Source organism: Psychrosphaera haliotis (genome assembly GCF_039523615.1).
Classification (GTDB): domain Bacteria; phylum Pseudomonadota; class Gammaproteobacteria; order Enterobacterales; family Alteromonadaceae; genus Psychrosphaera; species Psychrosphaera haliotis.
Genome location: NZ_BAAAFQ010000004.1, coordinates 273,243 through 297,178 on the forward strand (window position 1 = coordinate 273,243; position 23,936 = coordinate 297,178).

Here is a 23,936-nt window from a genome sequence, read left to right on the forward strand (position 1 = left end):
CCATTTAGCTCTAGTTTGACGCTGGAATAACAGGTGTACTTACAACCACGTCAGCATTTTGTGCTCTATGTCTCAAGTAATGATCCATAATAGTAAGCGCTAACATTGCCTCTGCAATTGGAACAGCACGAATGCCAACACAAGGATCGTGACGGCCTTTAGTAATTACGTCTTGAGGTTGACCGTGGACGTCAATGGTTTTACCTGGTACGCTGATACTTGATGTTGGCTTCAGCGCGATATGCGCCACTAAGTCCTGGCCAGTAGAAATACCACCAAGCACTCCACCACTATGATTAGCGGCAAAACCAGTAGGTGTTAATTCATCACGATGTTCAGAGCCTTTTTGCGCAACAACGTCAAAACCATCGCCAATTTCAACGCCCTTTACTGCGTTGATACTCATTAGAGACTTAGCTACATCAGCATCTAGTCTGTCAAAAACAGGCTCGCCTAATCCAACCGGCATTCCTTTTGCTACTACTGTAATTTTTGCGCCAACTGAGTCGCCAGCCTTTTTAAGGTCTCGCATGTACTGATCCCATTCAGGTACAGTAGATGCATCAGGACAAAAGAAATCATTTTCACGAATTTGACTTTCATCTACCGAGTTAATTGCAATTGGACCTAGTTGAGACATATAACCGATAATTGATATGCCTTTAGTTTTTAACCATGCTTGGGCTACTGCACCTGCTGCCACTCGCATTGCAGTTTCTCTTGCCGATGAGCGACCACCACCACGATAATCTCGAATTCCATGCTTGTGCAAATAGGTGTAGTCGGCATGGCCTGGGCGAAACTTGTCTTTTATCTCAGAATAATCCTTTGAACGCTGATCGGTATTTTCTATTAACAGACCAATAGGCGTACCCGTGGTTTTTCCTTCAAAAACACCACTGAATATTTTTACTTCATCCGCTTCACGTCTTTGAGTAGTGAACCTAGATGTACCAGGTTTTCTTTTATCCAACTCAATTTGAATTAACGCTTCATCAATTTCTAGTCCTGGAGGACAACCATCAATAATACAACCAAGACCTGCGCCATGGCTTTCACCAAACGTTGTTACTCTAAATATGTCGCCTATCGTATTGCCAGCCATTGCTTAAATCGTCCTGTGCTTAAAGTGTGCTATCTATTATCGCTTGGTGTTCGTCTAATTGAGCCTTAGTGATTGAGAATACACCCAAACCACCATTCTCAAACTCTATCCAATTAAATGGAACAGTAGGAAGCAACTCAACAAGGTGAACAAGAGAGTTTCCTACTTCAACAATTAACACACCGTTGTCGGTTAAGTGTTTTGAGGCTTGTTTCAAAATCATACGAGTGAGATCTAAACCATCAGGACCGCTGCCCAAACCAATCTCAGGTTCATGATGGAATTCTTCGGGCATGTCACCAATATCCTCAAGGTCAACATACGGAGGATTTGAAACGATAAGATCATATTGCTGATCACCTAATCCAGAAAATACGTCAGACAATAAAGGCACCACTCTATCTGATACACCTAAACGATGAATATTTTCGTCTGCTATTGCAAGTGCTTCCGGACTAATATCCGCAGCATCAACATACGCTTCTTCAAACGCATAAGCACAAGCGATTGCAATGCAACCTGAGCCAGTACATAAATCTAAAATGGAGTCTGGCGTAAAGTCGATAACCGTTGAAAATTGCTGTTTAATTAACTCACCAATAGGAGAACGAGGAACAAGTACGTTTTCGTCAACGTAGAACGGCAAATCAACAAAATAGGCTTGGTTTGTTAAATAAGCTGCAGGCTTTTTAGTTTCAATTCTAGCTACTACTACTTCAACAATTCGTTGTCGTTCAGAATGTGTTAGCTTAGATGCCAACACTTCCGCATTTAATAGTGGACCGATATTCAAACCCCAAGATACTAAAGAAAAAGCTTCATCCCAAGGATTGTCCGTTCCGTGCCCATAATAAATATCAGATTCGTTAAAACGACTAACTGCCCAACGCAAAAGATCGTTGGCCGTGGAAAGTTCATTGATGGCTTCTTCAGCTAGTAAAGACAACGTTGGTTGTTCAGTCATTTATTTAAACCTAATAATTAGTGGTCGTTAAGATTTCAGTATTTTACAATAGACGGTCAAGGGTGCGCCATTAGGAAATGAGTTTCATGTCAAAAAAAGTAACTTTTCAGTCAATGTTAGAGCAAGACCAACAAAACTCCGAGCAAACAGAGGTTGATTTTGCTGCTGAGATGAAAGGGATTAAGCCTTTAACACAAGACAAACTTCATTTTCGTCACAATACCAACAAGCGAGCCCAAGATAAACAGCAAAGCGAACAACGCCGCAATAAATTAGTTGTTAACGATCAAGCAAAGTCAGCGCAACGATTTCAATTCTCAGACGAATACGAACCTTTTATTGATGACTCGCAAACCTTAAGTTTTGTTAGAGAAGGTTACCCAAGTTACCTTACAAAAGTTCTTAGACGAGGTGATGTGGCTCCCGAGCTAATTCTTGATTTGCACGGGTACACTAAACAACAAGCTCAAAAAGACATCGCGGATTTAGTCATTGACTGCATGAAACAGCATATTCCATGTGCGTGCATCGTACACGGTGTGAGCGGTGGTATATTAAAACGTAAAGTGCCACATTATTTAATGCAACACCCAGATGTGCTTGCCTTTCATCAGGCGCCTTTGGAATGGGGCGGACAAGGTGCAGTGGTATTAATTATTAATTTAGGTGAAGAACTCACCCATCTTCTTGGTCGTGATCTTTAATTCTCAATCACACTATCAGTCATAGTCACCAGCATTAAGCTAGAGCAATATTTGTTCAGGGGAAATAAGCGTATCAAGCTGCCCGTTCCACTTCTCCAAATTAATTTGCAGCTTAGCGACAGCAGCGGTGGCCATTATTGGCGTATAGCCGGACAGCTCACCAATCAAATAACTTACTAGCGGCATGTGAGAAACGCAAAGAATATGCTGATCTGTTTTGTTATTCGACTGTGCATAAGCAAGCAACTCATCTATTGCAGTAGAAGCAATGCCAGAAGGAATAAATTGGTTAGATGTGATGACATTAGTCGCTTTATTTTGACTTAGGATAATTTCTTTAGTTTGTTGAGCTCGTATATACGGACTTGCAACCACAGTATCAAAATCAGACACCTGAGTGCTTAACCAACGCGCAGTTTTATTCGCCTCTTGCTTACCTAATTCAGTTAATTGACGTTCTTCATCATTTACCTGAACCGCTTCGGCTTCGCCATGACGCACTACATAAAGGAAAATCGGCATAACCACTCTCTAAAATGATAGCTCTAAATGAGCTTTACATATATAAGGATAAGACTACGATAGTTTAGTTCTAATTTGAAACTTAATCTTTATAATTTGGGTCCTTAGATCAAATAAGTTCGATTTTTACCAAAAACAAGCTAGGATAAACAGACGGACGGTTGTAATAATTGGTTAAGGATATCAAGCATCTAACACTACAAGGCATTTAATGAAAAAAAGTCCTAATGATAACAAGAATTATCAATCTGTTACTCTAGATAATGGTATTCGACTGGTTTTTGTTGAGGATTCAGCTTGTAGTAAAAGTGCCTGTTCATTAGTGGTCAATACAGGTAGTTTTGATGATCCCAAAGACCGACCTGGCTTCGCTCATTTTATTGAACACCTGCTATTTAACGGCAATCAGAAATACCCTTCCTCTAATGAATTGAGTAACTTTATCAGTAAACATGGTGGCCAAAGTAATGCCTGGACAGCAACAGAGCACAGCTGTTTCTTTTTTGATATTAACCATGATCAGTTTTTAAGCGGGCTTGATTACTTTGCGCATTTATTTATAAATCCGTTATTTAACGATGAGGCGATTGATCGAGAACAAGAAGCCATTCATGCTGAATATAAATTAAAGTTAAGAGACGATAGCCGTCGTATTCAGCAAGTCCATAAAGAAACGTGCAATGCTAAACACCCTTTCAGCAAATTTGCCGTAGGCAATCGACAAACACTTTCAGACTTGCCTAACAGGCCAGTGAAGAATGAAATAATAGACTTTTGGGAAAAACACTATCAAGCACAATACATGACTGTATGTATTGTCTCTAACACAACTGAACACTTTGATACTGCAAAGTCGTTATTTTCTGAGTTAAGTACATCTAATCCACTTAGGGCGAAGCCTGCTATTACCAAACCTTTATATACTAAAAAGGACTTAGGTAAATTCATCTGCATAAGACCCGTTAAAGAGCTTCATAAGCTTAATCTAACTTTTGCACTCCCAGCTATTAATCAATTATACAAACATAAGATGGTTAGTTTTATTGCGCATATAATAGGAGATGAAGGCACCGGTTCTTTGTATGAAAGCCTTAAAGGACAAGGTTTAATTAACGGACTATCGGCGGGTAACGGCATTTCAGGCCAAAACTTCAAAGACTTCAATGTCTCAATTGAATTGACGGAGTTAGGTGAGAGTCGACTAGATCTCATCATGACTCAACTATTTAGCTTCATCAATTTTATGAAGACTCACGTTCCACCTGAATACCTTTATACCGAACAGCAAAAGATGGCTCAAATTAGCTTTGAATTCCAAGAGTCAATCAAGGCGATTAAGCTCTCAAATCAAATTGCTTTGAACATGCAACATTATGAACCTGAAGATATCCTTTTTGGTGATTATAGGATGGATGGTTTTGAGCACGCTCATTGGAATCAAATTTTTAGCTTCTTCGAGCCGGAAAACATGAGGATTACCTTGGTTAGTCAGAATATATCGACAGACCGTGAGGCTCATTGGTACCACACTCTATATTCAGTTCAGGATATTGATAAAGCCGTAATTAATGAATTAAAAGTTATTCAACCTAATGAGGGATCATTTGCTTACCCTAGCCCCAACCCTTATTTAGAAAAAGAAATAAAAATAGAACACAAAGACTTCCACGCAACTACCCCAATTTGTTTAGACAAAGAGCATGGATGGCAATTTTGGTTCAAACAAGACTTACGTTACATGGTGCCTAAAGGTAACATTTACGTTGGCTTTGACCTTCCAAATGGTGTTGACTCAAACTCAAACCAAGCGCTGATGAGGTTATTCTGCGAGCTGTTTATGGATAAAATGGCCGATGTTCATTATCAATCCGAAATGGCTGGCCTGCATTACAATGTTTATGCTCATGCAGCTGGTATCACTATGTACACGTCAGGCTTAAGCCCAAACCAGCCAGAGTTAATTTACACATTAGTCAAAAGCTTATTTACCATTTCGCCTACCCGTAGTCGCTTTGAAGAAGTAAAAAGACAGTTGGTTAAGCATTGGCGAAATTCAGATTCAAATAAACCTATAAGCCAACTTTTCAGTTTATTAAATTCGCACCTTATTCCATCAACTGGAACGTCTCAGGAGTTAGCAGACGAACTTGAGCACATCTCAGTGGAGAACTTCCGTTTATTCGCCGAAACGTTATTTGATAGTGTTTATGTTGAGTCTTTAGTTTATGGCAACTGGAGTACCACTCAAGCCACGGCTATTAATGAAAACCTCAAACAGTTACTTTCACAAAGTACTCGAGTTTCCGAATTGCCAAGAGTAATTAAGTCTCTTGATGATATTGGTGTAGTAGAACTAGCTAAAAAGGTAGAGCACCAAGATTCAGCGGCCTTGCTATATTTGCAAGGTATGACGGTTTCTTCTTCACAAGATAATGAAATTGAAAAAGCCTACTTCATTTTGGCCAGCCAAATATTAGCTCCGTACGCTTTTAATAGACTGCGCACCGAAAAACAATTGGGTTATATGGTGGGTAGCGGCTACATGCCCTTAAACAATGTCCCTGGTTTAGCGGTTTACGTTCAATCTCACGACTTTGATAGCAAACATCTCACAGAAGAGTTAAACAATTGCTTACAATTTTTTAACGCAGAGTTAGATGAACTGCCAACGGAAGATTTTGATAGGCACAAGGCTGCTGTCATTATGCAATATAAAGAAAAACCAACAAATTTAGCGCAACAAAGCCAACAACTTTGGGTTTCTATTGGTAATAAAGATTACCAGTTTAATCAAAGAGATATGATTGTAAATGAGTTGCAATTACTTACTAAACGCGAGTTAGCTTCTTGGTATGCTAGCCTCTTTACACCATTATTAAACAAAGGCATTGTCGTTAACAGTCGCTAGATATTTATTTGTTTTTATACTTTGACACTATGTTTTTCATTAGTTATCTTGGCAGTGCATTCCAATTGTAGTATTTAAGAATTTTTGTGTGCCTTAAAAATAATAAAAATAAATTACTGTCGTTACTAATTGTATCCTTTGTAAGCTTGCCCGCTAGTGCTGGTTTGGTTATTCCTAAAGGCGTACCTGAACAAGATATTCAGGGCGGCACTTTATTGATCATCATTTTGTCTATTCTATGTCTTATACTTCTCGGTATTGCAACCTACGGTATGGTGCGCTTTAAGCGATATCAAAGAGCCATGCTTAATAGTGACCAAAGGTTAAACTTTTCACTCTGGGCCAGTGGCGACGAGATGTGGGATTGGCATATCAATGAAGGCAAACTATTTAGAACTAATTCTCGCGGTACCTACCCTCTTTCCAATGTGAACCCAAATGTCTTCCCTCCTAATAAACAATACATTCATCCTGGCGATATAGAGCGCGTTAGAACCAAATTGGCTAATCACATTAGTGGAAATACCGACGCTTTTGAATGTGTATATCGTTTACGAGACAAAGAAGGCTGGCGTTGGGTTTTAGACAAAGGCCGCATAGTAATTAGAAGTGACAGAGGAAAACCGGTGAGAATGACCGGTATTTTCAAGGATATTCAAAAGCTTAAAACAGCAGAGTCGGAACTAGAGATCTTCGCTAAAAGCATAGAAAACATCTCAGAAGGCGTAATAATACTAGACCCACAACTTAACGTTGTTCATGTAAATCCAGGTTACAGTAAAATAACCGGTTACTTGCCTGAGGAAGTTTTAGGAGAGAAGCTACACCTAACTAGTTTAAGCTCCACTCTAATACATGAAATAAAGCGTGATGTAGATTCACACGGCAGTTGGCGAGGCGATATTACGGGCCAAAACAAAGATAATTCAATGTTTTTAGCTTATATTACCGCTAACTGCATTCGCGACAAAGACGGTAAAATAAGTAACTACGTTGCAATCGTTTCTGATACGACACGAAGAAAAACCGCTGAAGCAAAACTTCTTAAACTAGCAAGTACCGATTCTCTAACAAAACTGCCAAACAGGAATGTGTTTTTCTCTAATTTACAAACTTGTGTAGATAAAAAAGTTCCAACCGCAGTGCTTGTATTCGACTTAGACGACTTCAAAAAAATCAATGACTCTTTAGGTCACCAGCTTGGCGACATACTCCTTATTGAAATAGCTAAACGAATTAAGCCTATTACTAACAATCTAAACACTTTATACAGGCTCGGCGGTGATGAATTCGCACTTATCATGGAAAAAACAAATGATATTTCTGCCGTCACCGCAGCTGCAAAACAAATACTAAAAAAACTGTCAACACCATTTAGAATTGATAAACATGAGTTTGTTGTAGCGGGTAGTATAGGTATTGTTTTATACCCTGATGACGGCAAACAGCCAGAGACGCTATTACGGAATGCCGATACGGCCATGTATCACGCTAAAGAAGGCGGTAATAGATACTTATTCTTTAGCGAAGATATGAATAAAAAAGCGGTAAAACGTCTACAAGTTGAAAACCTCATCCGTCTGGGCCTTAAAGAAGATTACTTCCAAGTTTACTATCAACCTAAGATGAGCTTTTCCGACGGTACATTAAATGGAATGGAAGCTCTAGTTCGCTTTATCACTCCTAAAAACGGATTGGTGAGCCCAGGTACATTCATCCCAATAGCTGAAGAAACAGGTCAGATTGTTGAAATTGGTGATTTAGTTCTTAGGAAAGCTTGTATCGATATGAAGCGCTGGCTAGATGAAGGTATTATCAGAGGTCGTGTTGCCGTCAACTTATCCGCCAGACAATTTAACCTTCCTGACCTAATGCAAAGAATTGATCGTATTTTGCACGAGACCGAATTAGACCCTCACCACTTGGAGCTTGAGATTACTGAAGGCACGGTAATGAATAATGCCAAGCACGCTATCGAAACTATGCATCAAATAAGAGATAGAGGCATACACTTGGCCATGGATGACTTTGGAACAGGATATTCAAGTCTTTCTTATCTACGTAAGTTCCCTTTAAACACGCTTAAAATAGACAAAGCATTTGTTGATGATGCAGATTCTGACTTTGGTAAAGCGATGATTGATACTATTGTTACTATCGCTCGAAACTTAGGTTTGTCAACGGTAGCGGAAGGTGTGGAAACCAATGAACAAAAAGCGTTCATGACAGAAATGGAATGTGACGTGCTACAGGGTTACCTGTACTCTAAACCTTTGTCGGCAGTTGAGTTTAGTCAGTTTGCTATGATGGACAAAATGACCACCGCTAAACTACCTTATGAAGAAACTGCGTAGATAGACTAAACATTAAAAAGAGGCAGAACACAGTTAGATTTGCCTCTTTACCAAGATACTACGCTCTTAAAAAGACAACACCAGACCCGCTTTGCTTTCGCAACAGCATTTGTTTTTTTACATTCAGCATAGGCCAAACCATAGGTCCAAAAACTAACCCACTAAAAAACCAACGCTTTTTCCCTAAACCGTTTTTCATTGCTTCTATAGATAGAAAACAAGCAGATAGAATTGAAACGATAGCGACAACAAAATACAACATACGCACCTCGGCAAGGGAATTAAGGGCGCGTATATTACACAAAAAAAGCTCAAATATCGACCAGTTTTTTTTAACTCATATAAAAACCGTTTAAAAGGCTATTTAAAACTATTTAAAAACTACGTCCTTTGTTGTTCTTGTATAGGTTCTTCCTTCCTCTTTAGTCCACTCTCCATTCTTTAAATAGGAGGTAGCAACCGTCATTGAGTCGCCATTTAACGTTGAGGTTGATTTAACCTGAGTTATTCCTTGGCTTGTACTGCTTTCGCCGGTCACATTTTCATATGCAACAAAGGTGTTCTTGTCGGTAAATTCCATCCAGCCAGAGGTAAAAAAGTCTGCCGTCGTAAAATAATAAAACTCCAATCTATTTGATTTATTATTCCAATAAATAATCGACTCGCCACCATACATTCCATCATTAATTGAGTGAGTAGTTTTTAGGCCTTTTCCGTTTAATACTTTTTCAAATAAAGTAACGTCTGTAACACTAGGTTGGCCCTTCTCAACTGAAAAGTTTGCAGTCCACCCACCTAAATAATCTTCAAACTTAGCTAAATGCTTATTAAAACTTTGCTGGCCAGCATGAATAACTTTAGTCACCGAATCACCTTCATCATTGTTTGTTGTAGCAATAGAGGTTAAAGGTGTTAAGACGAGTGTAGTAAACAGAATTAATGAGTAATTTAACTTCATGTTGGTACCTTACTTTCTCTTGATTTAGAATTTATTATTCGAGATGATGCCATCATATATCGATACGGAATAAGTATCTAGCACCCAAATTTAACTACAGCGAAGTACCTCATGTCCATATTGACGTTTCTGAAAGCTTATTTTAAACCTACATTGATTTTGACAATTTTCTCCACTTTAATCCTTAGCTTTATTGTCAATGCAAAACCTACTGAAAAATCAAATTTTAACACTCATGAGAGTACAGAAAGCCGTCAAATGGAAACAACTATAGACGTTATAGTCGGTCTAGCAAAACCGCCTTATGTTATCTCTGAGAGCGATACAGGGTTTGAATTAGAAGTAATTACTACTGTTTTAAATAAAATGGATACTTCACCTAGGTTTATTTATGCACCTTTGGGTAGAAGCCTAAAGCTACTAGATCAAGGTATGGGAGAGGCACTTCTGACTATTAATGAATATATTGTTCCTAATAGTAAAATCCGGAGTAATCCATATATAACCTATCAAAATGTTGCCATTTCACTACGATCAAGTGGCATTAACATAGATAAAATAGAAGACCTTGAGAAAAACAGTGTTGCTTCTTTTCAATTTGCTCACAAATATTTAGGGCCTATCTTTGCAACTGCGACAAAAAATAACGCTAATTACATAGAGATCCCAAATCAATTTCAGCAAGTCGAAATGCTATTAGAAAAGAGGATAGAAGTGATAGTGATGGATATTAATATATTTAATTATATTTTTACTCAGCTCAAAATGGGTAATAAAGCACAGCCAGAGCTATCAGTGCACAAGGTATTCCCTGAAAACCCTTATTCAATGGCGTTTAAAGATGAAACTAAAGTCCAAACGTTTAATACAAAATTAACCGAATTTCTCCAATCTCCGGAATACCAATCGTTGAAACAAAAATATAAGATATTTTAACCACAAAAAAAGCCCTTTCGGGCTCTAATGTTAAGTACTCAGCTTTATTTCTTTTGTTTAAGTGGGATCTTAGAAAAAGCTTTGCTGGTGAACTCTTACAAATAGTGGAGTTCCAACTTTAGAGTAATCTACTTTATATTCTTTACCATTTAAACACTGAACAAACAGCAGTGTTTTAGGCTCACCAAATACGTCTGGACTGGAAATGTTCACCACTTCGCAATAAGCATCTTTTGCTTCTCGTCTATTTCGAGGTACTTCGCCGTTGTGTTCAATTACGCCATTTTGGGTAACTTTAACTACTGGGTGCTCGATATCGTTAACAAGCAATAAATCAAGTTTTCTAACTTTATGGATGATGGTGTTTCGTCCACTTCTAATGTATGCAGCATCTGTCATAATGGTGTTCTACCAAAAAATTCAAGGGAAATATTACTAACTGAACCTTAGCCTTTTGATCCAAATTGATCAAGGTTGTCTTGTGTTTATATGTATATTTGCCCTATTTTTCATCACAATTATTTCTTTTAAAACATCATCAAGGTCATTAACAAAAGATTCACCCGATATAAATATATGGAAGCCTAAAAATTGATTGCTTACTTCACTCCTCGATGCATACATCGCAATTAAGCCAGCTAAACGCATTCCACTTTTGTCTTGCCACTCAATTTGATCCGTGAGCTTACTCAAATCGCAACTACCAGAACTGCAGGCTTCTTTTGCCAACATGACTTGTAACTCTCGTTGTTCCATTAAAGTTCGACTGGCGAGTCTTAAAGGAATGGATTCATAGTGCGCAAGTGGCTCCTTTAGTTTAATACCAATGTAATTGAGGTTTTTAGATTCAGGAAAGTGAAAAACCGATGGTATATCTACCCTTTGAATATTGCTCCATTCGACAAAAAAGCTTCCTCTTTTGTGATTAAATCGTAACCCTGACTCATTTAATTCCAAACTATGCTCAGGCTCGCCTGCTAATATATGCCCTGCTAGGAAAAGTATTAGGCACATAGAGTAAGCAGCAATTAAAACAATTGGACTCGTTGTGTCAAAACCTACTTGTATAACAAGCAAAAGAACAACAAAAATACAGGCAAATAAACGTAACGGAACACGCTTACCAGCTAATTTAGAATTTAACCTTACTACTTTGGCATTAGCCATCCGTTAAAATGGCTCAAATACAAAATAAATTATTAGACAAACTGCACCCCACAACAAAATAGCGCGTATTCTATTACAATATGGACAATCAGATTTAAAGTTCAACGTTAAACTCCTAAGTAAGGTATATAAAGTATATGGAGAAGATTGAGATAGCAACATTTGGCGGAGGTTGCTTTTGGTGTATCGAAGCGGCTTTGAATAAAGTACGAGGTGTTGTTAGCGCAACATCTGGATACTCTGCGGGACATCGAGAAAATCCTAGTTACCAGCAAATAATTACAGGTACAACAGGTCATGCTGAAGTAATTCAGGTTGAATATGACGCTAACGTCATAAATTACGAACAGTTACTTTCTATGTTTTTTCAGCTACATGATCCCACCACATTAAATCGTCAAGGCAATGACGTTGGCACTCAATACCGATCTATTATTTTGTATCATGACAATGCACAACTAAATACAGCTCAGGACCTTATTAACAAGCTCAATTTATTGGGTATCTGGGATCAACCAATTTGTACCGAGATTAAACAATACGAAGATTTTTATCCCGCAGAGCATTACCATCAAGGTTATGCCTTAAAAAACCCGGAGCAACCTTATTGCGCTGTTTTGATAGGACCAAAATTAGAAGAATTTGAATTTAAGTTTAAAAATTGGCTTAAGTAAGACCACATAACCATGAATCAGTTGGAGGGCATAAATCAACGCTGGAAGTAGATGCGCTGATGGGAGTTATGCCCTCCTGGGGCTGTAACCCCAAGTTAAATTTACTTGTTTCGATTTCAGAAATCCTTTGAAAAATCTAGTAAGTGAATTTTTAGATATTTGCTACTTTTTTGATTTAAAATAGACCGACCAAAAACTAGCCGAAGCTTTAAAAGCCATTTAAATTATATACTTAAAACTAATGACCATCATTGGGGTTAAATTTAAAAGTATGAATATAATTTTTACTTCAACATCATTTAAACACTTCTTAATTAAGTGACCACAAGTCAGATATTTCAAGTTTGATACTTTTAATTATACATAGCGGCTTTTAGCTTTAATTTGATACACTTTAATTAGACCTTCTCAAACTTCAATATATTAGAACTGTTTATTAATGACTAAATTTAGATTGACTAGCCAAGTGCTTTTGGCCATTTTCACTACCATTGCAACATATTATTTTTTAGTTCCTATCGATAACGTTGGGCCTGCTATCCCTCATTTTGATAAATTTGCACACTTTATCGTATTCTTTGGTCTTAGCTTTTTCTTTATGAATGGCGTTTCTGAAAACGCAAAAAGCACGCTTCTTGTTGCGCTGCTTTACGGAGCGACTATCGAATTACTGCAAGGTTCATTGCCTTATAGAAGTGCGTCATTACCAGACTTAATAGCTGATATGGTTGGGGCAATCGCCTACTTACTGCTACACCCTAAACTACTCGCTTTTTTCAAGGCTTAGTAAATGCAGCATCCACCAATCTACATTTTAGGCCAAGGCGCAATAGGTAGCCTACTGGCGGCTAAAGGACAAGAAAGCAAATTAAACACTATTCAAATTGTTAGAGGTGACACTGACAAAAATAGCCGCGTTGAATTAAACGACACAGTGCAGCACTTGAGGTCAAAAACACGACTAAAGAACATTAAAAGCATAGATTTTTTAGTTATCCCAACAAAAGCGTACGATGTAGAAAACGTACTGAAAGAACTTAAACCTCTGCTTACATATGGATCTCAAGTTATCGTTTCACACAACGGACTTGGCACTATTGAGTTATGTAAAACTTTAATTGGAGATATTGCTGACATTTACTTTTGCACAACAAGTACAGGTGCTTATGCTAAAAATAATGTAATACATTTGGCTGGTATCGGTAAAAGTGAATGGGCCTTAGTTTCTAAAAGCCCTCTCGTTGAAGATAAAATAGGCAAAGAGCTTAACGTTAAAAGTGTAATCTCTACTTTATTCTTTAATGCAACACAGGTTAGCGACATATTGCCTGTACTTTGGAACAAGCTTGCTGTAAATGCCGTCATTAACCCAATTTCAGCCATTCATAATTGTTTAAACGGTGGCGTGCTAGATCATCAGCATCAACAACTTACAACCTCCATCTTAGAAGAACTAGTATTGGTGGCGAAGCGAGAAGGCCTGGAATTAAAAATTAACGAGCTCAAGAAGCTTGTTGTTGACGTAGCAAATCAAACAAAGCACAACTCATCTTCTATGCGAGAAGATGTACTCAATGGCCGTCAAACAGAAATAGATTTTATCAATGGTTATATTGCGAATCAGGCTTCGCTTTACCAGATCCCAGCTCCTGCAAATACATATATAACTAGTGAAATAAAGGCTCTTCAAAGACTTTAGTTTTACTTTCGCAACACGCAGTAATAAACTAGCTTCAGAGATAAACAATAGTAGAGAAATTTGTGCCTAATAATATTCAACTCATTGTAGAAAAAGCAAAGCAAACCTGTGCAGAAGAAGGCGTTAAGTTAACCACCAAACGTGAAAATATACTCACGTGCATTATTAAGGTTGGTGAGGCGGTATCTGCTTATGAGTTAGCTGATTATTATAGAGAAGAATTTCAGCAGTCTATTCCTGCAATGTCTGTATACCGTATCCTAGACTTTTTAGTAGAGCTCTCGCTTGTGCATAAACTTTCATCAGCAAATAAGTATATTGCTTGCTCTCACATTTCTTGTTCTCACAGCCATGAAATTCCACAGTTTTTAATATGTGAAGAATGCCAAGCTGTCACTGAGATCAGCGTTATGAATAATGTTATAGATGAGCTTAGAGCCAGTGTTGAGAAAACAGGCTTTAAGTTAACAACACGTCAGCTTGAACTACAGGGCATTTGCGAAAATTGTTCCAGTAAGTAGATAAGTCGAAAAAGAAAAAGCGCCAATCGGCGCTTTTTTTATGTTTAAAAACGGAACCCAAAGTTGAGCTCCGGTTTAACAGCTTAGTAGAACGTTTTGTTCTCTTTAGCCATTGATTTTAATAAATCACATGGTGCAAATCGATCACCGTGTTTTGCTTCATAACCTTCAAGTTTTTCAACTAGAGTGGCAATGCCCATACTATCCATATAACGGAAAGGACCGCCTTGGAATGGAGGGTAACCAGTACCAAATATCATACCAATATCACCATCACGAGGGTTACGCACGATACCAGCATCTAAACAACGAGCCGCTTCATTTAGTAATTGAACAACACAACGTTCAGCAATTGCTTCTTCGCTTATTGTGCTCTTAGGAGAAACGCCTAGTACACGGTATACAGACTCATCAACTTGCTTACCTTTTTTCTTAAAGGTTAGCTTGTCCATAAGTGTTGGTTTAGCCGCTTTACCATAAACGTAGAAACCTTTTTGGTTCTTCTTACCTTTACGTTCATCTTTCGTTAACTTGTCCATTGCTGTTGGCAGTGCAAAACGCTCACCAAATGCATCGTATAAGATACCAGCAACTTTTGAGCCTACGTCAATACCAACTTCATCAAGCAACGTCATTGGGCCTACAGGGAAACCAAACTTAACTAACGCTTTGTCGATTTTCTCAACCGGCTCACCTTCCATAACAACGTTCGCCGCTTCATTCATGTACAAACCAAGAATACGGTTAACAAAGAAGCCAGCTTCATCTTTTACTACGATTGGAGTTTTACCTTGACGACGCGCAAACTCTACCGTTGTAGAAATTGTTTCGTCAGATGTTTTTCCCGTCGCGATTACTTCAACTAGTGGCATTTTATCCACTGGTGAGAAGTAGTGAAGACCAATTACATTTTCTGGACGAGCCGCTTTTTCAGCTATGTTTTTAATTGGTAGCGAAGACGTATTTGAAGCAAAAATTGTACTTTCGTTACAGTTTTCTTCAATGTCAGCAACCATACGCTGTTTCAGGTTTAAGTCTTCAAATACCGCTTCAACAATAATGTCAGCATCTTTAAAACCTACAAAGTCAGTACCAGCACTTAACATGCCTAACTGCTTCTGCATTTCTGATTTACGCATAAAACGACGCTTAACTTTTTTGTTTAAAATGTCATAGCTATATTTAAATGCGTTACGAATACCTTCTTGGGCAATATCTTTGATACGCGCTGGAACACCCGCTTTAGTAACAGTAACAAAAGCGATACCGCCGCCCATTAGACCACCGCCTAATACGCCCGCTTTTTTCACTTTCTTAGGCTCAACACCTGCAACACCGTTCTCTTTTTTCATTTCGGTAGTTGCAAAGAATAAACCACGTAGTGCTTTAGACTCTGGCGTCATGCACAGTTCAGAAAAACGCTGAGCTTCAATCTCAAGACCTTTTTTAGTGCCTTTAGAAACTCCTGTACGAATACACTCGATAATACGCAACGGAGCTGGGTAATTGCCTTTAGTCTGGCGCATAACCTGCTTCTTAGCTTGATCAAATACAATGTTCTGACCTACTGAGGTATTTTCTAAGAATTTAGCCATCATCGGCTTTTTCTTAGTTTTACGAACTTTTTTACCGTGACGCATTGCGTCAACCATTTCAGCCGCAGTATCCATCAAAATACTTTGAGGAACCATATCTTCAGCTAATCCAGCTTTTACTGCTTGTTTTGCTCGTAATTGTTTACCCGTTAGCATCATGTCTAAGGCTTTTTGCAAACCAACTAGTTTAGGTAAACGTTGTGTTCCACCTGAACCAGGAAGAAGGCCAAGCTGAACTTCTGGTAAACCAAGCACTGTTTTGTTGTCATCTGAAACTACGCGCGCATGACATGCCATTGCTAACTCTAAACCGCCGCCTAACGCAGGACCATGAATTGCAGCAACCACTGGCATTTTCATATTTTCAATTTTATCAAAAAGCTCTTGACCAATTTTGGCAATGGCTCTTACTTCTTCAGCACTTTCGCACGCATCCAACATAGATACGTCTGCGCCAGCAACAAACGAGTTTGATTTACCTGAGGTAATGATTAAACCAGAAACATGAGTATTGCTTTCAACTTCTGCAAAAACCGCATTAATCTGTTCCGCGAATTCTGCTTTTAATACATTCATTGACTCATTTGGAACGTCAATTGTGATCACACCAATGCCATTTTCTAGCGTTGATAATGTAAATGCAGACGTGTTATTTGATTCTGTCGTCATCTTTTTATCCTTTCCTTATAAGTCCGCTATTAACCGTCTACTTCAACAATCATTGATGCACCTAAACCACCAGCAGCACATGCTGTAGTTAGACCAACACCACCGCCACGACGACGTAGTTCATTGATAGTTTGCGTAATTAAACGAGTACCAGTAGCAGCAAATGGGTGACCGTATGCTAGAGAACCACCATTAACGTTAAATTTAGTCATATCGATGTCGCCAATCGCTTCACCACGACCAAGCTTGTCTTGTGCAAATTTCTTACTCGCAAACATTTTCATGTTCGCTAGTGTTTGAGCAGCAAATGCTTCGTGCATTTCAATTAAGTCTAAATCTGATAACTTCATACCAGCGCGCTCAAGTGCGATAGGCGTCGCGTAAGAAGGACCCATTAACATGTCTTCCCAAACGTCAATTGCTGCAAAACCGAAGCTACGTATGTAACCTAGAGGCTCGTAGCCTAATGCTTTTGCTTTGCTTTCTGTCATCATTAAGATAGCAGATGCACCATCTGTTAATGCTGTTGAGTTTGCCGCTGTTACTGAGCCGTGCTTACGGTCAAATACTGGACGTAACTTTGAATAACCATCAGCTGTAGAATTAGTACGGATAGTATTATCCATTTCAATGAATTGGCTGAATGGCTCTGGGTGTGCAGCCATTACTTCATCTTTAAAAATGCCACTTTCCCAAGCTTTAGTCGCTAAAGAGTGTGAACGGTGTGCCAATGCATCTTGATCTTCACGGCTAATGTTATGCGTTTTAGCCATTTGCTCAGCCGTTTGGCCCATGCTCAATCCAGTTGAATACTCTGCAACTGCAGGTGGTTGAGGTGCAAGGTCAGCTAAACGTAATTTTTTAAGAATGTTCCAACGTTGACCAAGAGTACGAGCCTTGTTTAAGTCAACTAAAGCGCGCGCTAATTTTTTAGTTACACCAATTGGTAAAACAGAAGAAGAGTCAGCACCACCGGCAACACCAACATCAATAGAGCCAGCCATCATAGACTCAGCAATATTCACTGTTGATTGAAAACTTGTCGCACAAGCTCTAGAAACAGAATAAGCATCGGTATTTACATCCATGCCAGTACCCAAAACGATTTCACGAGCAATGTTTGGCGCTTCTGGCATTTGCACAACTTGTCCGTAAACAAGCTGTTGAATTTCTTTAGGGTCTAATTCTGCGCGTTGTAGCATTTCGCCAACAACCATTTTGCCTAAGTCTAATGCAGGTACACCGTGGTACGCTGTAGCTTGTTTAGCGAAAGGCGTTCTAAGGCCCGATACAACCGCGATACGATCGCCATTTCTAGTCTGTAATTTGTTTGTCATGTTCTTTCCTGTTATCAAATCTGGTCTGACCTGTATTTATAGCCCGATTTTAACCAGATATTGTGTAAAGTCAAAGTTCTGCGCACTTTTCTCGACGAACACACTATTTAAAACTCAACTCATTCAAGATAACTCGTTTAAAAAACAGCCACTTGTTTTTTAATCATTGAACCTTATATTCACAAACGTGTCGTAAGTGGTATTGTAAACATCGCAACATTAAGCGTTATTGCAAGTCGCTTTTAAATCAAACTTTTTTTCAATTTTATCGGTCATATAAGTGTTAGCCGCAGAGGAAGTGTAGGATAAATGTCAGTATCTCGATTTGAACAACTAAAAAAATATCTAGATTCACAAGTTATCGGTCAACCCCAATTTACTAAAGCAATTATAGTCGCTTTGTTAGCCGACGGACATTTATTGGTAGAAGGACCTCCGGGATTAGCAAAAACGCGTGCTATTAACGCCCTTGCAAATGGTTTAGAAGGCGACTTTCACCGTGTTCAGTTTACGCCAGATTTATTACCAGCCGATTTAACCGGTACCGATATTTATCGTCCAGAAACCGGTGAGTTTGTTTTTGAAGCGGGCCCACTTTTTCATAACTTAGTATTGGCCGATGAAATTAACCGAGCGCCAGCTAAAGTTCAGTCGGCTTTATTAGAGGCAATGGCAGAACGCCAAGTTACCGTTGGTAAAACAACTTACCCACTACCTTCACTCTTTTTGGTCATGGCAACACAAAACCCGCTAGAACAAGAAGGTACATATCCACTTCCAGAAGCACAACTTGACCGCTTTTTAATGCACCTAGAAGTTGATTACCCTGGTGCAGAAACAGAAATTGAAATTTTGCGCCTAACTCGCGGTGAAGCTCTTTCTCAAAAAGTAGAGCCACCAACACCCCTTACTCAATTAGAAATTTTTGACGCACGAAAAGAAGTGCTGTCTATTCATTTAGCTGATGAGTTAGAGCAATACTTAGTTGATCTAATTATTGCCACTCGCCAACCAGGCAAATATGACAAAGACCTAGCAAAATGGATTGCTTTTGGCGCGTCACCTCGTGCAACAATAAGTTTAGACAAATGTGCCCGTGCAAACGCTTGGTTAGACGGAAGGGACTTTGTAACACCTAATGATATTCAAACAGTATTTTTTGACTGCTTACGTCATCGACTACTACTGAGCTATGAAGCAGAAGCGGCTGGTATAGATGCCAATACTGTTTTAAAGCGCATAATACAGTTGGTTGCCGTTCCATAACCACCACGTTAACTAGGTTTTACAGAGTACTGATTGAATAACATGATAAACCAACAGCATTTAGCCTGGATAAAGGAAAACAACATTAGTGGCGTGCAATGCAGCCTTGATGAGCTTTTGCTATATCAACGTTATATTCACTTACTAAATACCAAGCCAAACTCGAGAGTTAAACATCACCTTTCGGGCCAATATCTTGCCAAAACAAAAGGGCGAGGTATGGAGTTTGATGAAGCTAGGCATTACCAGCCTGGCGATGATGTTCGAACGATTGATTGGCGAGTAACAGCAAGAACAGGGAAAACCCACACTAAGATATTTCGCGAAGAAAAAGACAGACCTATCTTCATACTCTGTGATTTGCTGCCAAGCATGTATTTTGGTAGTAGTTTGTTGTTTAAGTCTATTCAAGCTTGTCATCTTGCATCTCTGATTGCATGGAAAGCCAAAAAGAACGGCGATAAAGTCGGTGGTTTGGTTTTAACAAATGACACTATGCTGGAGTCTAAACCGAGAGCAAGACAACAAGCCTTACTTCATTGGCTTAATCAGCTTCAATTAGGTCACCAAACTCTTCAGGGTGGATATCAGCAAGAAGCCAGTGCAGAAAACAACTTGAACTCAAAGCAATACGCGCAGGAACGATTCCAACAAGCATGTGCTCACTTACGACAAGTTGCTCACCCAGGAAGCCTAATTTATATAATTAGTGATTTTCAGAACCTATCTGAACCAGCTTTACAGCACTTGTTTCAATTACAAAAGCACTGCGAAGTTAATGCCTGTTCAATATACGATCCAATCGAGCAATCTTTGCCTCAGTATGCTTGTAACAACTTAGCCATTACAAATGGGTTAGCGACAAAGGTTATTTCCAGTTTGTCTCAAGTAGAGCAATATAATAAAAGTGCCAAACGTCACTTTGTAAATCAAAAGCAAACGCTTCAGCAATTTAATATTAAATGGTTGCCTATTAGTGCGGGCTTGCCTTTACATAAGCAGTTATAGGTAATTTCATGCAGAATAATGTACTCAGCCAATTAAAAGACATTCAAACTCCAGAGCCAATTACTTGGTGGCCTTTAGCGTGGGGATGGTGGTTAATAATGGTATTAGTCGTCGTTTCAATATACGTCGTAATACGATTAGTGATAAAGAGAATTGAAAACAACAAAGCAAAAAAACAAGCACTAAAAATGCTAGAACAAATTCACAATGAGCCTCATCCGCACAAAACAGTGATTGCCATTAATGACATTTTAAAACGAGTAATGCTGGTATATACCTCAAGAGAAAGCATCGCTAGCATGAATAGCAAGCAGTGGTTTGAGAGCTTAAACACTCTGAGTGAAACGCACAAAATACCAACTCACTTCAGCCAGTTGGCTTATCAACCAAAATGTTCAGCTAAGGATGCAGACGAATACCTTAATACTGCCCAAAACTGGGTTAAAAACACGTTACCGCTTTCAAAAAAACAAAAGCAAATAACAGAACGTTGGAGTGCTACCAATGTTTAGTTTTGAGTGGATATGGTTAGCTCTTTTATTGCCGTTGCCTTTTTTAGTTTGGTTATTACCTGAACAGGACGCGCAAAAAGCGGCACTTCAATTACCAACGTTTGACCTTGTAGATAAACAACAGCAAAAATCAAACCCTCTAGCATTCCCCTGGGTTTGGTTACTAGTATGGGTAGCGCTTGTACTAGCAGCAATGCGTCCACAGTGGATAGGTGAGCCAATCACAGTGCCGCAAGAAGGCCGAGAAATGATTTTAGCCGTGGATTTATCAGCCTCGATGAATGAAGAAGATATGAAAATATCAGGCCGAACGGTAAACCGACTTACTATGTTAAAAGTTGTCGTAAATGACTTTATAGAACGAAGAGTGGGTGACCGACTAGGACTCATCTTGTTTGCTGATACAGCCTATGTACAAACACCATTAACCTATGACCGCGCGACTGTTAGGCAAATGTTAGACGAGGCTGAACTAGGTTTAGTAGGCGATAAAACCGCAATTGGCGATGCGCTTGGTTTAGCTGCCAAACGTTTTAATGACAAAGGTGAATCAAACCGAATTCTAATCCTACTTACCGATGGTCAAAATACCGCGGGCAACATCTCCCCTACTGACGCCTTAGAGATTGCGAAAGAAACAGGTATCAAAGTCTATACCATTGGTATTGGTGCAGATGAAATGTTGGTTCGAAGCTTTTTTGGTACTCGACGAGTAAACCCTTCTGCAGACTTAGACGAAAATTTATTAACAAGAATTGCCAAAGAAACTGGCGGTCAGTACTTTAGAGCAAGAAATACCGATGAGCTAGAAACTATCTACTCAATGCTAGACCAACTAGAGCCGGTTGAAGATGATCCTATTCAGTTAAGACCACAACAAGCTCTGTTTTATTGGCCTTTAGCTTTTGCTTTATTGCTATCGACTATTTTAGTTATAGGTAATTTACTGAAAGGTCGAATCAAATTTGGAGGTAATGCGTAATGTCTGATTTTCATTTCCTTCGCCCTGAATGCTTTTATTTATTAGTACCGCTAGCAATCGTATGGGCATTTAGACTCCGAAAACAAAACCAAAGTGATTGGCAACAATGGATTCCTGAACACTTATCCAACACTCTCTTTTCTGGCAAGCAAAAAAACGCAAGCAAAGTACTTCCTATTGGTTTAGCAATAGCCTGGTTATTTTCTGTTGTTGCACTAGCAGGCCCAACTTGGCAAAAGATTGAGAAACCAGTATTTAAAAGCCAAACTGCGAACATTATAGTTATGGACATGTCGCTTTCAATGAGAAGCACTGACATAAAGCCAGACAGGCTGACCAAAGCAAAATTTAAAGCCATTGATTTAGCTACGTCATTAAAAGATAGCGACGTTGGCTTAGTTGCTTATGCTGGGGACGCTTTTACTATTTCGCCACTGACACAAGACGCCAGAAATATCACCGCCCTCATTCCTAGTCTATCACCTGAAATCATGCCAATACCTGGCAGTTATCCGTTACTTGGTTTAGAAAAGGCGCAATCTTTAATGCAACAAGCTGGATATTTGTCTGGCCAAATTTACTGGATAACTGACGGCGTTGAGTATGAAGACATAACCGAATTAAAACGATTTATGCGAGCAAGTCCCTTTAATATAAATATACTTTCCGTGGGTACTCAAGCTGGGGCACCAATAAAAATGAAAGATGGCTCTTTACTAAAAGACAACTCTGGCAACATTGTCATGCCTAAAGTAAATGAATCTGCTCTCGACGACTTGGCTTCGCTGTCTGGCGGCATATATCAGCCCGTTACAGCTAATGATATGGATATTGAACGTCTAGCTAGCCAGTTACAAACCACCTCGAAACAGGATGCACCAAACAACCAACCTGAAAGTGACTTAACAGGTGATGACTGGCAGGAGTTTGGACCTTACGTAGTGCTACTTCTTTTACCCATTTGCTTATTTGCCTTTAGAAAAGGCGCAACAATCGCTCTTTTGCTGCCGGTTACATTTATTTTATCAGTTTCAGCGCCTGCGCCTGCGCTGGCAAATTCAGCCCACACAAGTAAAGCGGCTCCATTGCCTGATACGCCTAATACCAGTGGTGACAATCACCCCCCTTCTACCTTAAATAATATTGTAAACGCAGTGTTCAAAACCAATGACCAACTCGCCAGCGAGGCTTATCAAGCAAATGATTTTGACAATGCTCAACAGCAGTTTAATGATCCTCAATGGCGAGCAGCTTCTGCGTACAAAGCCGGTGATTATGAAACCGCGCTTAAACTATTTGAAGAAGATACTTCAGCCCAAGGCCTGTACAACCAAGGTAACGCTCTAGCGCAATTAGGTCAGTTAGACCAAGCTATTGAAGCGTATAACAAAGCCCTTAAAGCACAGCCCAACTTAGAAGACGCTAAAACAAATAAAGAGCTAATTGAGAAACTAAAAGAAGAACAGCAATCAAACTCTGAGAATAGCAATGAGAGTGAGGGTGAAGCTGACCCTAACCAATCTCAAAATAATGACCAGCAAGGCGATCAACAAAAGAATCAACAAAGTGATCAACAAAACAATGAGCAAAACGGCCAGCAAAAACAGCAAGAGCAGAATCAAAACGATAGCGAAACAAATGGTTCAAATGACCAAAAACAAGATCAACAGTCATCTGAGCAACAAAACCAACCTTCAGACTCTCCATCACAGCAAAAAAACAATGAAAATGGTAAGCAACAAGGTGAGGCTCAAGAGCAACAGTCTGAACTAAATGAAGCGAATAAAGACGGTACTGATGAGACACCTGATAGTACAGAAAACACTGGTCAAAAGCAGAAAACTCAGCTCACGCCAGAACAGATTGCAGAAAAAGAACAGCAACAAAAAATTAAGCAATTACTTAGAAAAGTTGACGATGATCCGTCAGTGCTATTAAGAAATAAAATGATTTTAGAAAGTCGTCGTCGACAACAAGAGCGTAGACGAGCAACAGGAGTAACTAAATCGTGGTAAGTAGTTTTAAGGCTTTTCCTACCAATCAAATTCGCATTTT

General features: G+C 39.1%; 22 protein-coding genes. 13 read left to right on the forward strand and 9 right to left on the reverse strand.

Annotation, left to right across the window (positions count from 1 at the left end; genetic code table 11):
- Positions 1–10: 10 nt before the first annotated feature.
- On the reverse strand, positions 11–1,105 hold the full coding sequence (gene aroC, locus ABD009_RS03885; RefSeq protein ID WP_343822842.1) for a chorismate synthase: 1,095 nt from the start codon (positions 1,103–1,105) through the stop codon (positions 11–13).
- Positions 1,106–1,124: 19 nt separating this feature from the next.
- Positions 1,125–2,069 (reverse strand): 50S ribosomal protein L3 N(5)-glutamine methyltransferase, encoded by a 945-nt coding sequence (gene prmB, locus ABD009_RS03890; RefSeq protein ID WP_343822844.1) that lies wholly within the window; start codon positions 2,067–2,069, stop codon positions 1,125–1,127.
- Positions 2,070–2,155: 86 nt separating this feature from the next.
- On the opposite strand from prmB, the gene smrB reads away from it, so the two are divergent.
- A complete protein-coding gene (gene smrB / locus ABD009_RS03895) occupies positions 2,156–2,773 on the forward strand; it encodes an endonuclease SmrB (RefSeq protein WP_343822846.1) in 618 nt (205 codons plus the stop codon).
- 39 nt (positions 2,774–2,812) lie between these two features.
- Here smrB and sixA read toward each other — a convergent pair whose 3' ends face one another.
- Positions 2,813–3,295, reverse strand: coding sequence for a phosphohistidine phosphatase SixA (gene sixA / locus ABD009_RS03900; protein WP_343822848.1), 483 nt, complete (start codon positions 3,293–3,295; stop codon positions 2,813–2,815).
- Positions 3,296–3,506: 211 nt separating this feature from the next.
- Here sixA and ABD009_RS03905 point away from each other — a divergent pair, with 211 nt between their 5' ends.
- Complete coding sequence (locus ABD009_RS03905) at positions 3,507–6,203, forward strand: insulinase family protein (RefSeq protein ID WP_343822850.1); 2,697 nt, start codon at positions 3,507–3,509, stop codon at positions 6,201–6,203.
- An 86-nt stretch (positions 6,204–6,289) separates the two neighbouring features.
- Positions 6,290–8,557: a bifunctional diguanylate cyclase/phosphodiesterase gene (locus ABD009_RS03910; protein WP_343822852.1), complete on the forward strand. Its 2,268-nt coding sequence runs from the start codon at positions 6,290–6,292 to the stop codon at positions 8,555–8,557.
- 58 nt (positions 8,558–8,615) lie between these two features.
- Here ABD009_RS03910 and ABD009_RS03915 read toward each other — a convergent pair whose 3' ends face one another.
- Both ABD009_RS03915 and ABD009_RS03920 read right to left on the reverse strand, forming a co-directional pair.
- Positions 8,616–8,819: a hypothetical protein gene (locus ABD009_RS03915; protein ID WP_343822854.1), complete on the reverse strand. Its 204-nt coding sequence runs from the start codon at positions 8,817–8,819 to the stop codon at positions 8,616–8,618.
- Positions 8,820–8,927: 108 nt separating this feature from the next.
- The gene (locus tag ABD009_RS03920; RefSeq protein ID WP_343822856.1) at positions 8,928–9,515 is read right to left on the reverse strand and encodes a hypothetical protein; all 588 of its coding nucleotides are present in this window, start codon (positions 9,513–9,515) and stop codon (positions 8,928–8,930) included.
- 111 nt (positions 9,516–9,626) lie between these two features.
- On the opposite strand from ABD009_RS03920, the gene ABD009_RS03925 reads away from it, so the two are divergent.
- A complete protein-coding gene (locus ABD009_RS03925; protein ID WP_343822858.1) occupies positions 9,627–10,451 on the forward strand; it encodes a substrate-binding periplasmic protein in 825 nt (274 codons plus the stop codon).
- A gap of 69 nt (positions 10,452–10,520) precedes the next feature.
- Here ABD009_RS03925 and ABD009_RS03930 read toward each other — a convergent pair whose 3' ends face one another.
- Positions 10,521–10,853 (reverse strand): hypothetical protein, encoded by a 333-nt coding sequence (locus tag ABD009_RS03930; RefSeq protein ID WP_343823892.1) that lies wholly within the window; start codon positions 10,851–10,853, stop codon positions 10,521–10,523.
- A 66-nt stretch (positions 10,854–10,919) separates the two neighbouring features.
- The gene (locus tag ABD009_RS03935) at positions 10,920–11,618 is read right to left on the reverse strand and encodes a DUF2982 domain-containing protein (RefSeq protein WP_343822860.1); all 699 of its coding nucleotides are present in this window, start codon (positions 11,616–11,618) and stop codon (positions 10,920–10,922) included.
- A gap of 137 nt (positions 11,619–11,755) precedes the next feature.
- Here ABD009_RS03935 and msrA point away from each other — a divergent pair, with 137 nt between their 5' ends.
- The 4 genes from msrA (at position 11,756) to ABD009_RS03955 (ending at position 14,512) form a co-directional block, all read left to right on the forward strand.
- Entirely contained in the window at positions 11,756–12,292 is a 537-nt protein-coding gene (gene msrA / locus ABD009_RS03940) for a peptide-methionine (S)-S-oxide reductase MsrA (protein ID WP_343822862.1), read from the forward strand.
- A 439-nt stretch (positions 12,293–12,731) separates the two neighbouring features.
- Complete coding sequence (locus tag ABD009_RS03945; protein ID WP_343822864.1) at positions 12,732–13,079, forward strand: VanZ family protein; 348 nt, start codon at positions 12,732–12,734, stop codon at positions 13,077–13,079.
- A 3-nt stretch (positions 13,080–13,082) separates the two neighbouring features.
- The gene (locus tag ABD009_RS03950; protein ID WP_343822866.1) at positions 13,083–13,991 is read left to right on the forward strand and encodes a ketopantoate reductase family protein; all 909 of its coding nucleotides are present in this window, start codon (positions 13,083–13,085) and stop codon (positions 13,989–13,991) included.
- A 62-nt stretch (positions 13,992–14,053) separates the two neighbouring features.
- A complete protein-coding gene (locus ABD009_RS03955) occupies positions 14,054–14,512 on the forward strand; it encodes a Fur family transcriptional regulator (protein WP_330997737.1) in 459 nt (152 codons plus the stop codon).
- A gap of 83 nt (positions 14,513–14,595) precedes the next feature.
- On the opposite strand, the gene fadJ is transcribed toward ABD009_RS03955, so the two are convergent.
- Together fadJ and fadI are read right to left on the reverse strand one after the other, a co-directional pair.
- A complete protein-coding gene (fadJ, locus tag ABD009_RS03960; RefSeq protein WP_343822869.1) occupies positions 14,596–16,776 on the reverse strand; it encodes a fatty acid oxidation complex subunit alpha FadJ in 2,181 nt (726 codons plus the stop codon).
- Between the two features lie 29 nt (positions 16,777–16,805).
- Entirely contained in the window at positions 16,806–18,113 is a 1,308-nt protein-coding gene (gene fadI, locus ABD009_RS03965) for an acetyl-CoA C-acyltransferase FadI (protein ID WP_155695490.1), read from the reverse strand.
- A gap of 309 nt (positions 18,114–18,422) precedes the next feature.
- On the opposite strand from fadI, the gene ABD009_RS03970 reads away from it, so the two are divergent.
- Genes ABD009_RS03970 through ABD009_RS03990 form a run of 5 tightly spaced genes read left to right on the forward strand, consistent with a single transcriptional unit; the run spans position 18,423 to position 23,896 of the window.
- Positions 18,423–19,379, forward strand: a complete 957-nt coding sequence (locus ABD009_RS03970) for an AAA family ATPase (protein WP_343822872.1) — start codon at positions 18,423–18,425, stop codon at positions 19,377–19,379.
- A gap of 42 nt (positions 19,380–19,421) precedes the next feature.
- Positions 19,422–20,387: a DUF58 domain-containing protein gene (locus tag ABD009_RS03975; RefSeq protein WP_343823894.1), complete on the forward strand. Its 966-nt coding sequence runs from the start codon at positions 19,422–19,424 to the stop codon at positions 20,385–20,387.
- Between the two features lie 8 nt (positions 20,388–20,395).
- Complete coding sequence (locus ABD009_RS03980; protein ID WP_343822875.1) at positions 20,396–20,899, forward strand: DUF4381 domain-containing protein; 504 nt, start codon at positions 20,396–20,398, stop codon at positions 20,897–20,899.
- Positions 20,892–21,881, forward strand: a complete 990-nt coding sequence (locus ABD009_RS03985) for a vWA domain-containing protein (RefSeq protein WP_343822877.1) — start codon at positions 20,892–20,894, stop codon at positions 21,879–21,881. Before ABD009_RS03980 ends, ABD009_RS03985 begins: the two co-directional genes overlap by 8 nt.
- Entirely contained in the window at positions 21,881–23,896 is a 2,016-nt protein-coding gene (locus tag ABD009_RS03990) for a vWA domain-containing protein (protein ID WP_343822878.1), read from the forward strand. Before ABD009_RS03985 ends, ABD009_RS03990 begins: the two co-directional genes overlap by 1 nt.
- The last annotated feature ends 40 nt before the right edge of the window (positions 23,897–23,936 follow it).